14 protein-coding genes are annotated in these 15,119 nt (G+C 42.7%); all 14 read right to left on the bottom strand.

All coding sequences use genetic code 11. The annotated features are described in order from the left end of the window. Positions 1-19: 19 nt before the first annotated feature. The 14 genes from dapG to infB all read right to left on the bottom strand — a co-directional run bounded on the left by dapG (position 20) and on the right by infB (position 15,117). Positions 20-1,264 (bottom strand): aspartate kinase, encoded by a 1,245-nt coding sequence (gene dapG, locus ABTV07_RS08320; RefSeq protein WP_433749883.1) that lies wholly within the window; start codon positions 1,262-1,264, stop codon positions 20-22. A 190-nt stretch (positions 1,265-1,454) separates the two neighbouring features. Then, a complete protein-coding gene (gene asd, locus ABTV07_RS08315; RefSeq protein ID WP_433749881.1) occupies positions 1,455-2,501 on the bottom strand; it encodes an aspartate-semialdehyde dehydrogenase in 1,047 nt (348 codons plus the stop codon). Positions 2,502-2,625: 124 nt separating this feature from the next. Next, positions 2,626-3,225: a dipicolinate synthase subunit B gene (gene dpaB / locus ABTV07_RS08310; RefSeq protein ID WP_433749878.1), complete on the bottom strand. Its 600-nt coding sequence runs from the start codon at positions 3,223-3,225 to the stop codon at positions 2,626-2,628. Continuing rightward, a complete protein-coding gene (gene dpaA / locus ABTV07_RS08305; RefSeq protein WP_433749875.1) occupies positions 3,222-4,124 on the bottom strand; it encodes a dipicolinic acid synthetase subunit A in 903 nt (300 codons plus the stop codon). The genes dpaB and dpaA overlap by 4 nt, the downstream gene beginning before the upstream one ends. A 159-nt stretch (positions 4,125-4,283) precedes the next feature. Then, positions 4,284-4,520 (bottom strand): YlmC/YmxH family sporulation protein, encoded by a 237-nt coding sequence (locus ABTV07_RS08300; protein ID WP_433749872.1) that lies wholly within the window; start codon positions 4,518-4,520, stop codon positions 4,284-4,286. A gap of 127 nt (positions 4,521-4,647) precedes the next feature. Further along, positions 4,648-5,880: a M16 family metallopeptidase gene (locus ABTV07_RS08295; protein WP_433749869.1), complete on the bottom strand. Its 1,233-nt coding sequence runs from the start codon at positions 5,878-5,880 to the stop codon at positions 4,648-4,650. Positions 5,881-5,920: 40 nt separating this feature from the next. Beyond that, on the bottom strand, positions 5,921-6,907 hold the full coding sequence (locus ABTV07_RS08290; RefSeq protein WP_433749866.1) for a polysaccharide deacetylase family protein: 987 nt from the start codon (positions 6,905-6,907) through the stop codon (positions 5,921-5,923). A gap of 609 nt (positions 6,908-7,516) precedes the next feature. Next, positions 7,517-9,643 carry a polyribonucleotide nucleotidyltransferase gene (gene pnp / locus ABTV07_RS08285; RefSeq protein WP_433749863.1) on the bottom strand — a complete coding sequence of 709 codons (2,127 nt, stop codon included), beginning with the start codon at positions 9,641-9,643 and terminating at the stop codon, positions 7,517-7,519. 192 nt (positions 9,644-9,835) lie between these two features. Further along, a complete protein-coding gene (gene rpsO / locus ABTV07_RS08280; RefSeq protein ID WP_433749861.1) occupies positions 9,836-10,105 on the bottom strand; it encodes a 30S ribosomal protein S15 in 270 nt (89 codons plus the stop codon). Positions 10,106-10,247: 142 nt separating this feature from the next. Further along, positions 10,248-11,201 carry a bifunctional riboflavin kinase/FAD synthetase gene (ribF, locus tag ABTV07_RS08275; RefSeq protein ID WP_433749858.1) on the bottom strand — a complete coding sequence of 318 codons (954 nt, stop codon included), beginning with the start codon at positions 11,199-11,201 and terminating at the stop codon, positions 10,248-10,250. Between the two features lie 19 nt (positions 11,202-11,220). Next, entirely contained in the window at positions 11,221-12,126 is a 906-nt protein-coding gene (truB, locus tag ABTV07_RS08270) for a tRNA pseudouridine(55) synthase TruB (protein ID WP_433749855.1), read from the bottom strand. 121 nt (positions 12,127-12,247) lie between these two features. Beyond that, the gene (gene rbfA / locus ABTV07_RS08265) at positions 12,248-12,607 is read right to left on the bottom strand and encodes a 30S ribosome-binding factor RbfA (protein ID WP_433749852.1); all 360 of its coding nucleotides are present in this window, start codon (positions 12,605-12,607) and stop codon (positions 12,248-12,250) included. Positions 12,608-12,622: 15 nt separating this feature from the next. Next, complete coding sequence (locus ABTV07_RS08260; RefSeq protein ID WP_433749849.1) at positions 12,623-12,901, bottom strand: DUF503 domain-containing protein; 279 nt, start codon at positions 12,899-12,901, stop codon at positions 12,623-12,625. Further along, positions 12,901-15,117 (bottom strand): translation initiation factor IF-2, encoded by a 2,217-nt coding sequence (infB, locus tag ABTV07_RS08255; RefSeq protein ID WP_433749846.1) that lies wholly within the window; start codon positions 15,115-15,117, stop codon positions 12,901-12,903. The genes ABTV07_RS08260 and infB overlap by 1 nt, the downstream gene beginning before the upstream one ends. Positions 15,118-15,119 lie beyond the last annotated feature (2 nt).

Raw genomic sequence — 15,119 nt, 5'->3', positions numbered from 1 at the left:
CCCTCCATGTACAAAAAAATTAAAAATCAGTTGCTTCATATTCAAAAATGTCTTTTTGGAGTTCAAATGCATCATGAAGTGCATTTACTGCCTTGACCAAGTCCGCTTCTTTCACGAGGACCCAGATGGTTGTATGACTGTCAGCCGATTGAAGGATTCTGATGCCCTCATCAGACAGAGCAGTGACGATTTTGGATGTCACACCTGGAACGCCGGTGATGCCTGCGCCAACTACCGAAACTTTGGCACATCCTTCTTCAACCTGAGGTTCATAGCCTAAATTCTTTAGTATTATGACAGCACGTTCAAGTACATCCTGGGATACCGTATAAACGACGCCAGTTGGAGAAATATTGATGAAATCAACACTGATTTGCTCCCTGGCCATAGCACTGAATACTTCAGACTGCAAATTATACTGGTCTTTCTTAGCAAAGACTTTAATCTGGGCAACGTTTCCTACGTGGGCAATCCCTGTAACCAGCCTCTCCCTGATATCAGATCCCTTATTCTGTTTATTGACAGAAGTGACCAATGTCCCTAAACCATCTGAATAAGTAGAGCGGATTCGAATCGGAACTTTTGAGCCCATGGCAATTTCTACGGCCCGTGGATGTATGACCTTCGCACCTTGATAGGCCATATTGCAAACTTCATTATACGTCACCACTTCAAGTGGACGGGCTTTTTCAGCGATGCGTGGATCCGCAGTCATGATTCCTTCAACATCAGTAAAAATATCAATCCATTCTGCATTCAATGCAGCTCCTAAAGCAGCAGCAGATGTATCACTGCCTCCACGCCCAATGGTCGTGATATCCCCATTTTTCGCTGCACCCTGAAAACCTGCCACCACGACAACGTCATGATGCTGAAGTTCCCGCAGGATCCTGTCGCATTTCATTTCCATAATTTTAGCGTTTGTATGATCACTGTTGGTCCTGAAGCCAGCCTGCGCTCCTGTCAAAGCAGTGGCATTGATGCCGGCTTCAAGGAGCATATTGGTGAAGACAACGCTGGAAATGATCTCTCCACAGGACAGGAGAAGGTCCTGTTCTCTTTTGGATATTGATGAAGAAAGGCCGCCTGCAAGTGAAAGCAGAGTATCCGTAGCATATGGATCCCCTTTTCTGCCCATCGCAGAGACTACCACTACAACTTTATATCCTTCATTCAATCCTTTTTCTATCTGTCTTCTTGCCTGCTTGCGGCTTTCTTGATCCTTCACAGACGTACCGCCGAATTTCTGCACGATCAACTTCATTTGTTACACCTCTAAAATGATCTGCACTGGGTTAGTGGCAGATTTTGATTGTTGTATAATTCTTGGCTGCTTGTAAATCAGGCTGTTGAAGTAATCCAATAAATATAGGGAGCTGCGGGATGGCCGCATCTCTTATCGTATATTTATTGGGTATTCAATCAGCCTGGATGTTTATCATACGTAGTATATGTTATTTTACGATTTCAAGTTTCACGAGGCTCTCTGCAATCTGAACAGAGTTCCATGCAGCTCCCTTAAGGAGATTATCAGAGACAATCCACATATGGAAGCCTTTTTCTTCATCAAGATCTTTTCGTATCCTTCCGACAAATACATCGTTCTTTCCAACAGCATATGCAGGCATAGGATAAACCTGTTCTTCCGGACTGTCTTGAAGGACTACTCCAGGTGCCTCCGCCATCAATGCCTTGATGTCAGCAGCTGATACTCCTTCTTTCTCCACTTCGATATATACAGATTCGGAATGTCCCGTTTCCACAGGAAGGCGTACGCACGTTGCAGCTACTTTCAAGTCAGGCATATGCATGATTTTCTTGGTTTCATTAATCATCTTCATTTCTTCATACGTATATCCATTTTCTTCAAATTTATCTATTTGAGGAATCGCATTGAAGGCAATTTGATAATGTTTTTTATCAGATTTCACCGGCAGGATAGCTGGGTTTGCTTCTTTGCCATCCAGAAGTTCCTGCGATTGAGTACGCAGTTCATCGATTGCTGCAGCACCTGCACCTGAAACGGCTTGATATGTTGAAACTACCACTTTGCTCAAACCGCAGTTTTGACGAATCGGTTCAAGAGCCGCCACCATTTGTATGGTGGAGCAGTTTGGATTCGCAATGATGCCTTTATGCAGATGAAGATCTTTTTCATTTACTTCAGGCACCACAAGGGGAACTTCAGGATCCATTCTGTATGCACTTGTATTATCTACCACTATTGCACCTCTTTTAACCGCTTCTGGTGCAAATTCCTTTGAAACGCTGCCGCCTGCACTGAAAAGAGCGATGTCTACTCCTTCAAAGCTTTCCGGTTTTGCTTCCTGGACAATGATCTCTTGCCCTTTATATTTAACAGTAGTTCCTGCTGAACGAGCAGAGGATAATAATGTGAGTTTCTGTATAGGAAAATCGCGTTTTTCTAAAGTTTGTACCATTTGTTGTCCGACGGCGCCGGTTGCCCCGACTACCGCAACATGAAAACCTCTTGATGACATAAGATGATTCCCCTTCCGATTCTTTCGAAATTTATTGTATTGATAAGTAATATCGTATATTTTAACACATTACGAATAGATGCCCTATTATTTTATTAAGAATCCGGAAAAAGTTGAAGGGGAATTATTCCCCATCTAAAAATCGTTCTACAATAACCGGCTGGATCTGCTTGCCTTCCAACGCAGCCAGTATCGTTGGCTGAAGCATACTCATCCGTGCCACCATTGATTTTGGCTTCTTTTCAGGATCATCCTGGCCAAAAGGAATGAAGAAAATATCTTTGGCTCCCATCAGGGTCATTAAATTCACGCCATTCAGACCAAGTGCATCATTTGTTGAGATGCCAAGGACTACCGGCCTATGATTTCTTATTGTTGCTTTAGCAGCCATTAAAACAGGGCTGTCAGTAAGCGCATTGGCAAACTTGCTCATTGAATTCCCTGTCAACGGTGCGATGACCATGCAATCCAATGGATATTTTGGGCCGAGTGGTTCTGCATTTACAATAGAATCGATGGCCTTATTTCCTGTCACTTCTTCTATCCTTTGAATCCAATCTTCACCAACACCAAACCTTGTTTCCGTATTTTGAACAGTAAAGGTTACAACCGGTACGACTTCCGCTCCTGCTTCCACGAGTTTCTTGATCTCAGGAAACACGGCATCATAAGTACAATGGGAACCTGTTAATCCGAATCCAATTCTTTTTCCAGCTAAACTCATTTTTTGGGCTCCTTCCTCTTTAAGAAATCCTCTTCCAGTAATTGAGCCAGCACTCCCGCTAATATCTGGCCAGCTGTTTTTGGGGCTACTATACCAGGCAGTCCCGGTGCAAGCAGTGCTTTGATTCCACGCTTTTCGGCATACCGAAAATCTGTGCCGCCAGGTCTGGAGGCCAAGTCTATGATGAGTGTCTGCGATGGCATCTTAGAAATGACGTTTGCTGTCACAATTGGATATGGAATGGTATTGATACATATATCGACATCGGAAACTTCCTTTGGCAGATCATTTAAATGAAATGGAGTCAATCCCATTTCTGTGATTCTGGCAATATGCTCCGATTTCCTTGCACCAACTTTGACTTTCGCTCCCAGATGGGCAAACGCACGGGCTACACTCATCCCAACCCTACCCAGACCAAGTACGGCAACTTTGGATCCGTGAATGGTAAAGTCTGTATGCTGAATTGCCATCATCATAGTGCCTTCTACCGTCGGGATGGAGTTGTAGATGGCGACGTCATCCCGTTCAAATAATTGCACCAAGCGCCGGTTTGTTTTAGTGGTAACGCCATCTAAATAGGGATTACTGATTCCTGAATACACCGTACAGTGAGTGGGAGTCTTCTTAAGGATTTCTTCAGTAAGCAATACATTTTCATTTGAGAATATGGTTTCTACCTTGCCCTCTCCGTTGGTTCCAGGCACAGGGAGGATGATGGCATCCATTACAGAGAAATCCACTTCATCGATTTTTTCTTTCACTGCTCCTGTAAATGCATGGTCCAGCTGTTCAAATCCGATCAGCGAAATTTTCGCATCCAATTCTGTCAGCTTTCGAATGATTTCCAGTTGACGAGCATCTCCGCCGATCACTGTGATCTGCATTCCGGTCAACATCAATGCATTCACCTTCTTTGTCCTTTATCATCTATCACACATAACCATTAATTCGTATTCACTTCCTCAGTTTATGAGTCAATGATTCAATCGGTGAGTCATCCAACTAAAAAAGACTGCCGCAAGATTCTGCAGCAGCCTAATATTATTTATAGACAATTAATCTGGTACTTCCAAGATCATCATATCACTGCCAATGGTCCTGATATGATTCCATGGAACCCTTATCTCTGATCCACGTCCCCTGCCTCCAAACCATTTGCCTGTAGGGATGATCAGGGAGGAAATCTCACCTGTCCTGCCATCGATTTCTAAATCCGTATGCCCCAATATACCCAATCTTTCCGCTTTACGATAATCAACGATTTCTTTTCCGCTCAATTCACTCAGTCTCATTAGATCACCTCTGCATTTATACCTATTACTACAATGTATAAGGAGTTGGCCCATTTTAGAAGCAAGTATTTGGATAAAAGACGAGAAAAAAGGGACCAGCACAAATCCGCTAATCCCTTTCTTTTCATTAATGTCTGGGAAGATCATCATTCGGTCCGATTAAAGCAACTGAATATTCATCCTTAAAGATCTTATTTGCAAGTTCGTTCACCCCTGAAATCGTTACACGGTCGACTTCATCGACAATTTCATCAAGGGTGCGGTGCCTGCCCAATAGAAGTTCATTCTTCCCATTGCGGCTCATGCGGCTATTTGTACTTTCAAGGCTCAGCATCAAGTTCCCTTTTAATTGCTCCTTGCTGTTGTTCAGCTCTTTTTCTGTAATACCCGTTCTCTTAAGTGTCGCCAGCGTTTCTTGAATGGTCTCAAACAGCTGGTTCATTTGCTTGGAACCGGTTCCCCCATAAACTGTAACCATCCCACTATCTTTATAAGAAGTATGGTAAGAAAATACAGAGTAGGCAAGCCCGCGCTGTTCACGCACTTCCTGGAAAAGCCTTGATGACATGCTTCCTCCCAGGATGTTATTGAGAGTTATAAGGCTGTATACATCCTCATGTCCGATAGGCAGACCTTCGTAGCCCAGACACAAATGAGCCTGTTCCGTGTCCTTTTTACGTGTTAAACGGTTGGTGTGGAATGAAGGTTTTGACTCCTCATCGGTTCTTTTGCCACCTTCATATGTACCGAAGCGTTCCTCAATTTTTTTAATGAATGCTTCTTTAATATTTCCTGCAATCGAGATGACCACTTTATCTGGAGTGTACATATTATGCATGTACTCTTTCAGTGTATTTTGATTGAAGGTTGAAAGTGTTTCCTCAGTACCAAGGATTGGATATCCAAGTGAATGAGTATCATAGGCTGCTTTACTGAGCAGATCATGGACAATATCATCAGGGGTATCTTCATACATCTTGATTTCTTCATAGACTACATTTTTCTCTTTTTTCAGTTCTTCTTCATCAAAAGTTGAGTTGAAGAACATGTCAGCTAAGATGTCGAGAGCCATCTCGGAATGGGTATCCAGAACCTTTGCATAATAGCAAGTGTACTCTTTGGATGTAAAGGCGTTTACCTGTCCGCCTATGGAATCAAATGCTTCCGCAATTTCACGTGCTCCCCTGTTTTCAGTCCCTTTAAAGAACATGTGCTCAAGAAAATGTGAGATTCCGTTGTTTACAGGAGTCTCATCCCTGGAACCCGTACCGATCCAGATGCCCAGAGCTACGGACCTGACTGTTGGTATTTCTTCTAGTACAATTCGTACACCGTTTTGGCAAGTATATTTCTTTATCAATTGTGTTCCTCCTGTTCTAGATGATCAAACTTAGTTTGTTTTATTGTTTTTCGGAAAGTGGTGCCGGCAGCTTAATGATCCGTTCTTCATTTACTAAATCAGAAACGGTCCCGAAACGCAATTGCTTCTTTTTAATTTCCTTTATCAAGGCATCCAGTGCTTTTGAAGAAGATTCAGTCGGGTGCATTAATATCATGGCACCAGGATGGACTTTTGATGTAACGCGCTGTAATAAAACCTGTGGGGATGGCTTTTGCCAATCGATTGTATCCACACTCCACATAATGGTGCCAAGATGAAGTCCGGATGCGATATTTACGACGTCATCCCTATAGCTCCCGCTCGGCGGTGCAAACCACTTTACTTTTTCCCCTGTTGTTGCCTCAATGACATCGTTGGTTTTTTGAAGTTCTTCCGTTATCCGTCCGTTCGTCAGTTTTTTCATATCAGGGTGTGAATAGGAGTGGTTCCCTACTTCATTTCCTGCTTCGACGATCATTTTCGCAAGGTTGGGGTTTTCTTTTACCCAACGGCCTTCCAGAAAAAACGTTGCCTTTACATCATTTTTCTTCAAGGTCGCAAGCATATCCGGCAAGTATTCATTTCCCCAAGCGACATTTATCAGTAAAGAAACCATAGGCTTGTCAGGATTGCCTTTGTAAATAGGAGAAGGCGGCAGATCCTTCAGATGGACGGAAGGGGGTAATTGTTTAAAAATTAATTTTTGTTCATTGAATTTTTTTGATTTCTTCATTTTTTCATAAGAAGCCTTGATATCAACTTCCAGCCCATTATAGCCCGGTATGGTTTTCCACACTTTATCAATTTTAGCATTTTGCGGCGGAATTGAAAATTGTTGAGCCGCATTTTCAATATCCGAATAAAGCTTATTTTGAGAAACAGCCACCTCAGAAGCCGCATCCTTAAGTCCATATACATATTGGGATGACAAAGGATTCTGAATAACCGCTGCAGCAATCACAACAATCAACCCAACCTCCACCAAACGTCTCTTATCCACGTCCATTCCTCCTTCAATAAAAAATATGTGAAAGAGGGACAAGGTAGAACGAAAAGCGGAAGCGCCCTGATTAGCCCCGATCAGCATAAGACAACTCGAAGGAAATCCTGATTTCCGTAGAGGTACCGCTTATGACTCGAGGGGCTGGGCGCTGGAGCTGGATCATAAGAAAAGCGGAGCCGACTGTCCAGAGGCGTAGAGACTGGAGCGCAGCACCACGAGATAAAGGAAACACGGAGAGCGAAGCGATCCGATGTTGACTTATCGTAAGTGTGCTGAGCGAAGTCTCCCAGCCTCTAGGAGGCGGAGCTGGACATTGAAAAGCGGAAGCGCCCTGGTCAGCCCCGACCAGCATAAGACGGAACTCGAAGGAAATCCTGATTTCCGTAGAGGTACGGCTTATGACTCGAGGGGCTGGGCGCTGGAGCTGGACATCGAAAAGCTCCACTGGCTGCCCAGAGGCGCCGAGGTTGGACTGAAGCGCTGCGAGATAAAGGAATCACGATGAGCAAATTAAGATTTTCTTGATAAAAAAAGGCCGACTCCAAAAAAAGCCGGCCTCCCTTCTCAATAGAAGAGAGAAATTGCTTTTTTCTTATGAGTCAGCCCTCTCGATTATTTCTGTTCTTGCTGTTCCTCTTTTTCGCGCTGTTCTTTAAGAACCACTTTTCTTGAAAGATTCACGCGGCCTTGATTGTCGATATCGATGACCTTCACCAATACTTCATCGCCAAGCGCCAATACATCTTCCACTTTGCGAACTCGCTCTTCAGCCAATTCAGAAATATGGACAAGTCCATCTTTACCGCTGAAGATTTCAACAAATGCACCGAATTTCTCAATGCGTTTGACTTTACCAAGATAAATTTGTCCAACTTCTACTTCACGGACAATATCTTCGATGATTTTCTTAGCCTTTTTGTTCATTTCCTCATCTGTAGAAGAAATGAATACTGTACCATCTTGTTCGATATCGATCTTAACACCGGTTTCTTCAATGATTTTATTGATTTGTTTTCCGCTCGGTCCAATAACATCACGGATTTTATCCGGATTGATTGTCATGGTCAAGATCTTAGGCGCATATTGTGATAGTGACTCGCGCGGCTCGGAAATAGTGGAAAGCATGCTGTCCAAAATCTGCATGCGCCCTTTTTTAGCTTGCTGCAGTGCTTCTTCAAGAATTTCACGGGACAATCCATCTATCTTAATGTCCATTTGAAGTGCAGTAACGCCTTTATCAGTACCTGCCACTTTAAAGTCCATGTCGCCAAGATGATCTTCCATCCCTTGGATATCGGTCAAAATCGTGTAATGTTCACCTGATTTAACAAGCCCCATAGCAATTCCCGCTACAGGTGCCTTGATTGGCACCCCGGCATCCATCATGGCAAGTGTACTTGCGCAGATGCTTGCTTGTGATGTTGATCCATTTGACTCAAGCACCTCAGAAACCAGGCGGATTGTATAAGGGAAATCCTTTTCATTTGGAATGATTGGCTCAAGGGCACGTTCACCAAGTGCTCCATGACCGATTTCACGGCGGCCAGGACCACGCATTGGGCCAGTTTCCCCCACACTGAACAATGGGAAGTTATAATGATGCATGAAGCGTTTTGATTCTTCAAGTCCTAGACCATCAAGGATTTGAACATCCCCAAGTGCTCCTAGTGTACATACGCTTAATGCTTGAGTTTGTCCACGTGTAAATAAACCTGAACCGTGGGTCCTTGCAAGAATTCCGACCATTGAAGAAAGAGGACGGATTTCATCTACTCCACGCCCGTCAGGACGTACTTTATCCTCAGTAATTAAGCGGCGGACTTCGCCTTTGACAAGCTTATCCAACACTTTTTTCACTTGTTTGATTGTCTCATCAGTGATATCTTCACGCTCTTCGTAAGATGCCAGCACCTCATCTTTTACTTCTTTAATGGCAGCTTCACGCGCATGTTTTTCCTGCACTTGGATAGCAGGAATCAACTTAGCTTCACACATAGAGCGGACTTCTGCTTCGATATCAGAATCAATGACAGAAAGCTCGACAGTCATTTTTTCTTTTCCGACTTTTTCTGCAATTTCTTCTTGGAAAGCAATCAGTTTTTTGATTTCATCATGTCCGAACATAATTGCTTCAAGCATTGTTTCTTCAGGGATTTCTTCTGCCCCGGCTTCCACCATGTTAATTGCATCCTTTGTACCTGCAACGGTTAAATGCATTTTGCTTTTCTCCAATTGTTCTACAGTCGGATTAATGACAAATTGATCATCAACCAATCCAACGATTACACCTGCAATCGGACCATCGAAAGGAATGTCAGAGACAGAAAGAGCCAAAGATGAACCAAACATTGCTGCCATTTCTGATGAGCAGTCTTGATCCACGCTCATTACCATACTGATTACTTGTACCTCATTGCGGAAACCATCCGCGAATAATGGACGGATCGGTCTGTCAATCAAACGGCTTGTCAATACGGCCTTTTCGCTTGGTCGGCCTTCACGTTTGATGAATCCACCCGGGATTTTTCCAACTGCATAAAGACGTTCTTCATAATTTACAGTCAAAGGGAAAAAGTCAAGATTTTTTGGCTCCTTTGATGCTGTAGATGTACTTAATACTGCAGTATCGCCATAGCGGATAAGCACCGCTCCATTTGCTTGTTTTGCTAATTGTCCAACTTCTACTGTCAAACTACGGCCAGCCCAGTCGGTGGAAAAGATCTGTTTATCTTGTTCCATATGTTAACCCCTCTCTGATTAAAACTTTTCATTACATATTGTTTCATTTTATCATAAAGCACATAGTGCTGATATAATCATTAAGTATAGACATTATGTATTTTAGTCAATGTTCACAAGAGTAAGTCATAATTCTTAAAAGTTTTTTAAGCTAATAAAAAAGCGGGAAAAATCCCGCTTCTTTTACATGACTTATCGACGTAAACCAAGTTTGTTGATCAATTCACGGTAACGTTGAACGTCAGTGTTACGCAAATAAGTTAACAAGTTACGACGTTTACCTACCATTTTAAGAAGACCGCGACGAGAGTGGTGGTCTTTCTTATGAGTACGCAAGTGATCATTCAAATTGTTGATTGATTCCGTAAGGACAGCAATTTGAACTTCTGGAGATCCAGTATCTGTGTCGTGGATTTTATACTCGTTGATAAGTTCATTTTTACGCTCTTGAGTGATAGCCATCCTGTTCACCTCCTATGTTAAAATAAAGGAATTTAATCCTTTTAAATCCCCTGTTACTGAGCAAGCGTCGGAGACTCGACTTGCCAAGCAAAGGTTCATTTCACCTTTATTAGGATACTACTATCGGATTGAAATTGCAAGTCTAAATAAGATCTTTCGCAAAGTATTCCTTCGCCGTCTCTTTATCCTTCGCAATCTGCTCGATCAATTGATCGATTCCGCTGAATTTCATTTCATCCCTGATTCTTTTATGCCATTCTACCAAAACTTCTTCTCCATAAATAGAACGGTTGAAATCTAATATATGGACTTCAATAGACAATGAATATTCATCAGGGTTTTTAAATGTCGGTTTAAATCCAATGTTGCACACGCCATCATGCCAGGTATTGTTTACATGGATCCTGACAGCATAAACACCTTTTAAAGGTACCAGGAAATCATCATCGAACTCTATATTCGCAGTAGGAAAGCCTATCTTGCGGCCGCGCTTATCTCCATGGATCACAGTCCCTGAGGTGGTGTACCAGCGTCCAAGTAAACTTGGGATCTGTTCGACCTTCCCCGTATTAATCTTTTCGCGGATCAATGTAGAACTTACTTTCTCACCATATTCATTTACGAGTTTTTCCACCGTTGTTTGGGTAAATAAATCGCGGGAATGGAATGGCATCGTTTCCATTTTTCCTTCACCAAGTTTTCCGTAACTGTAGTCGAACCCTGCTACTACATGCTGTACATTCAACCCAATCACATACTCATCAATGAACTCTTGAGGAGAAAGGCTTGCGAATGCAGAAGTAAATCGGACAACAAGCACGTAGTCTATACCTATCTCTTCCATCTGCTTCACTTTTTCCTTTAAAGGTGTAATGTATTGCAAGTGTTTGTGCTTATGTCCCAAAACCACTGATGGATGTGGATCAAACGTCATGACAGCGCTTTTTATCCCTTTTTCTTGAGCAATTCCAATGGCTGTCTGCATGACCTTATTATGCCCAAGGTGTACACCATCAAAATAGCCAAGGGCCATAACTAGAGGCGGAAAATCCTCTTTATTATAAGAATGCGGATGATGGATCATTATTTTTTTCAAGATTCCTCACCTATTTTCTCTATTCGATGCGGAGAACTTTGACCGGCTTGATCATTCCAGGCTTTGTAGGATGGGGTTGATAGATAGCCAATGCATGACCATGTTCTGTAAACACCCATTCATGGGCTTCAGGCAAATCAGCCGTGCTTTCTAATACTGCTCCGTTTTTCACTTTCTCTGCTAATGTATCACTAATTTCCATAATCGGCAAATGAGAGATGCCTCTTTCCAATGGGTAAATCGCTTCCTCCACAATCCCTTTTTCAGTCAGTTCTTGAAGCTGTTCGAGCGTAATACAATCCTTTTCTGCAAATGATCCTGAAGATGTTCTTTTTAAGTCAGACATGTGTGCGGGATAACCAAGCATTTCTCCAATGGTTACGGCCAAAGTCCTTATGTATGTCCCTTTGCTGCAGGATACGTTAAAGCGGAAACGAACAGTCCCCTCTTCCTGTTGGATTGGACCGATTAAATCAAGGCTGTAAATATGAACGGTCCTGGTCGGCCGCTCAACCTCAATGCCTGCCCGTGCATACTCATATAATTTTTTTCCGTTAACTTTTACGGCAGAATACATAGGAGGTGTCTGTTGAATATCACCTGTCAACTGCGATAGAACTTCAAGGACCGATTCCTTGGAAACTTTGCCGTCAACGGTTTTTGAATCAACGATTTCTCCGGAAGCATCTTCCGTTGTTGTCGAGAATCCCAGGGTCACTTCACCTTCATATGTCTTTCCTGCATTCATTATATAGTCAGAAAGCTTCGTTGCCCGTCCAAGACAGATCGGGAGCACTCCGGTTACATCCGGGTCCAATGTCCCGGTATGGCCAACCTTTTTCATACCAAGAATCTTCCTTACTTTGAATACGCAGTCGTGTGAGGTCATCCCTTTTGGCTTCCATAATGGTAAAATCCCATCCATAATCTGTTCACCCTTTATCATTCAAGCAGCCATTCATTATTTGCTCCAAAGCAAATAAAAATCGGCCGCTCATGGTTTTGTCCATAAAAAAGGGATAGACATATTCGTCTATCCTATCCACTTATTCATTATCACCATTGGTATCTTCTTGTATTCCCCTTAAAAGGTTTTCAATCCGATTACCATAGTCAATTGATTCGTCAAATTCAAAAATCAATTCAGGCGTTTTGCGGAGGCGTATTCTTTGTCCAATTTCTGAACGAATGAACCCCTTTGCTTTAGCAAGACCTTTCAGCGTATTCTCCCTCTGTTCTTCATCACCAAGAACAGTAATGAATACTTTAGCCTGCTGCAGATCACCGGACACTTCAACATCCGTAACAGTTACAAAACCGATGCGCGGATCTTTGATTTTCTTTCCGATGATATCGCCTAATTCTTTTTTCATTTGTTCGCCTACACGATTCATACGGTGGGCCATGATGATTCACCTCTTTTACAACCATTCATAAGTTGTCTGTCCTCTTTCCCATTCTGGAAAGGAGTCCATGAATTTTAATGCACGCTCCAATTCTCTTTCAGAAGCTTCCTTAGATGAAGATACTGTGACAATGGCAATTTTAGTGCGCTGCCACATATCCTGATAATCCACTTCAGAGACCGAAACGTTATATTTTTGTTTGAGCCGCGTCAACACACGTTGAAGCACGGCTCTTTTTTCTTTAAGCGAATGGGCATCAAATATAAAACACTCACATTCAGCAAAACCGATCATTAGCGAGCGATTTCCTCCATGATGAATGCTTCAATGATGTCTCCTTCTTTCAAATCGTTGAAGTTTTTGATTGTAATACCGCATTCGTACCCGCGGTTAACTTCTTTAGCATCATCTTTAAAACGCTTCAATACATCGACTTCACCTTCAAAGATGACTACTCCGTCACGAATCAAGCGGATTCCGCTGTCACGGGTAATTTTTCCTTCAGTAACGAAGCTTCCGGCAATTGTACCGACTTTTGAAACTTTAAATGTCTGGCGCACTTCTGCCTGGCCGATGATTTTTTCTTGGAATTCAGGATCAAGCATCCCTTTCATTCCAGCCTCGATTTCCTCGATTACCTTATAGATGATTCTGTGTAATCGGATGTCGACGCCTTCTGCGTCAGCAGCGCGCTTCGCATTGACATCCGGACGCACATTGAATCCGATGACAATGGCATTTGATGCTGCAGCAAGCGTAATGTCAGATTCATTAAGGGCACCGACGCCAGTATGAATGATTTTAACATTTACACCTTCAACTTCAATTTTTTGAAGTGCAGCTGCAACTGCTTCAACAGATCCTTGAACATCTGCTTTCAGGACGATATTCAAGTCTTTCATCTCGCCTTGTTTCATTTGTTCAAATAATGTATCCAGGGTGACCCTGCTCTTTTCTCCTCGGGAAGCCTGCAAAGCTTGCTGCGCTCTGTTTTCTCCGATTTGGCGGGCAGTTTTCTCATCTTCAAAGACAACAAAACGGTCTCCTGCATGTGGAACATCACTTAAACCAGTGATTTCAACCGGAGTTGACGGGCCTGCTTCTTTGACACGGCGTCCAAGATCATTGACCATTGCACGTACGCGTCCAAAAGTATTACCAACAACAATTGGATCACCGATGCGGAGAGTACCATTTTGGACTAGTAATGTAGCAACTGATCCACGCCCTTTATCCAATTGAGCTTCAATAACAGTACCAATAGCATTTCTCTTCGGATTGGCTTTATACTCTTCAACTTCACCAACTAACAGAATCATTTCAAGCAAGTTGTCGATACCTTCACCGGAAAGAGCGGATAGTGGAACAAAGATTGTGTCTCCACCCCATGCTTCAGGAACCAATCCATGTTCTGTCAATTCCTGCATGACGCGGTCAGGATTAGCTGCCTCTTTATCCATTTTGTTCACTGCAACGATGATTGGCACTTCTGCAGCTTTAGCATGGTTGATTGCTTCAACTGTCTGAGGCATTACACCATCATCTGCTGCTACCACTAGGATGGTAATATCCGTAACTTGAGCTCCTCGTGCACGCATTGTCGTAAATGCAGCATGTCCCGGTGTATCAAGGAAGGTGATTTTCTTATCATTTACTTTAACTTGATAAGCTCCGATGTGCTGAGTGATTCCTCCTGCTTCTCCTGCGGTAACCTTTGTATTGCGGATAGAGTCAAGCAGAGTTGTTTTACCATGGTCGACGTGGCCCATGATTGTTACAACGGAAGGACGTTCAACCATATCTTCATCAGAATCTTCAGTGAAGTATACTTCGAGATCTGTTGTATCGATTTTGATTTCTTCTTCCACTTCTACACCGTATTCGCCTGCAATCAATTCAATCGCATCTTTATCGATTTCCTGGTTGATTGTAGCCATGATGCCGAGCATGAACAGCTTTTTAATGATTTCAGAAGGCTCACGATGGAGTTTTTTACCTAATTCAGCTACAGTAAGGGACTCAGTGAACGTGATTTTCGCCGGCAGTTCTCTTTCCTTCTTCTTTTGAGGAGGAGCTTGATGAGACTGCTGTCTGCCTTTTGATTGATTTTGGTTCCTATTTCTATTGCCGCCCTTTTTATTGTTGCTGTTGAAGACTTTATTTTCTTTTTGCTGGTACTGCTGGTCGTGCTTTTTGCCTTCTTGGCTTTTAGGAGCGGATTTTACTTTAACCTTTGTTGGAGAATCCTCTCCATCATCAGTCTTTCTTGGTGCTGGCTTAGAAGGGCTGTTTTTCGGCTGGTTTTTTGCATTTGATGGTGCAGGTTTAGATTCCCCTTTGCCGCTATCCTTCTTGACATTGTACATAGAATCCAGTTTCACCAAAACATCATCATCAAGTGTTGTCATATGGTTCGAAACTTCAATATTCATATCTTTCAATTTTGAAATGATATCCTTGCTGGAAACATTATGTTTTTTTGCATATTCGTAAATTCGCATTTTACTCATAT

The organism is Falsibacillus pallidus, from assembly GCF_050990905.1.
Taxonomy (GTDB): domain Bacteria; phylum Bacillota; class Bacilli; order Bacillales; family DSM-25281; genus Falsibacillus; species Falsibacillus pallidus_A.
Note: the sequence above shows the minus strand (reverse complement) of the source record. Positions and strands in the feature narration are given on the sequence as shown.

What these genes read in the sequence shown, in the direction of transcription:
- dpaA (WP_433749875.1), bottom strand. Translation starts at nt 4,124, where the DNA reads ATGTTGACCGGAATGCAGATCACAGTGATCGGCGGAGATGCTCGTCAA.
- infB (WP_433749846.1), bottom strand. Translation starts at nt 15,117, where the DNA reads ATGAGTAAAATGCGAATTTACGAATATGCAAAAAAACATAATGTTTCC.
- ABTV07_RS08260 (WP_433749849.1), bottom strand. Translation starts at nt 12,901, where the DNA reads ATGATCGGTTTTGCTGAATGTGAGTGTTTTATATTTGATGCCCATTCG.
- ABTV07_RS08300 (WP_433749872.1), bottom strand. Translation starts at nt 4,520, where the DNA reads ATGAGACTGAGTGAATTGAGCGGAAAAGAAATCGTTGATTATCGTAAA.
- pnp (WP_433749863.1), bottom strand. Translation starts at nt 9,643, where the DNA reads ATGGAACAAGATAAACAGATCTTTTCCACCGACTGGGCTGGCCGTAGT.
- dpaB (WP_433749878.1), bottom strand. Translation starts at nt 3,225, where the DNA reads ATGAGTTTAGCTGGAAAAAGAATTGGATTCGGATTAACAGGTTCCCAT.
- ABTV07_RS08290 (WP_433749866.1), bottom strand. Translation starts at nt 6,907, where the DNA reads ATGGACGTGGATAAGAGACGTTTGGTGGAGGTTGGGTTGATTGTTGTG.
- asd (WP_433749881.1), bottom strand. Translation starts at nt 2,501, where the DNA reads ATGTCATCAAGAGGTTTTCATGTTGCGGTAGTCGGGGCAACCGGCGCC.
- dapG (WP_433749883.1), bottom strand. Translation starts at nt 1,264, where the DNA reads ATGAAGTTGATCGTGCAGAAATTCGGCGGTACGTCTGTGAAGGATCAA.
- rbfA (WP_433749852.1), bottom strand. Translation starts at nt 12,607, where the DNA reads ATGGCCCACCGTATGAATCGTGTAGGCGAACAAATGAAAAAAGAATTA.
- truB (WP_433749855.1), bottom strand. Translation starts at nt 12,126, where the DNA reads ATGGATGGGATTTTACCATTATGGAAGCCAAAAGGGATGACCTCACAC.
- rpsO (WP_433749861.1), bottom strand. Translation starts at nt 10,105, where the DNA reads ATGGCTATCACTCAAGAGCGTAAAAATGAACTTATCAACGAGTATAAA.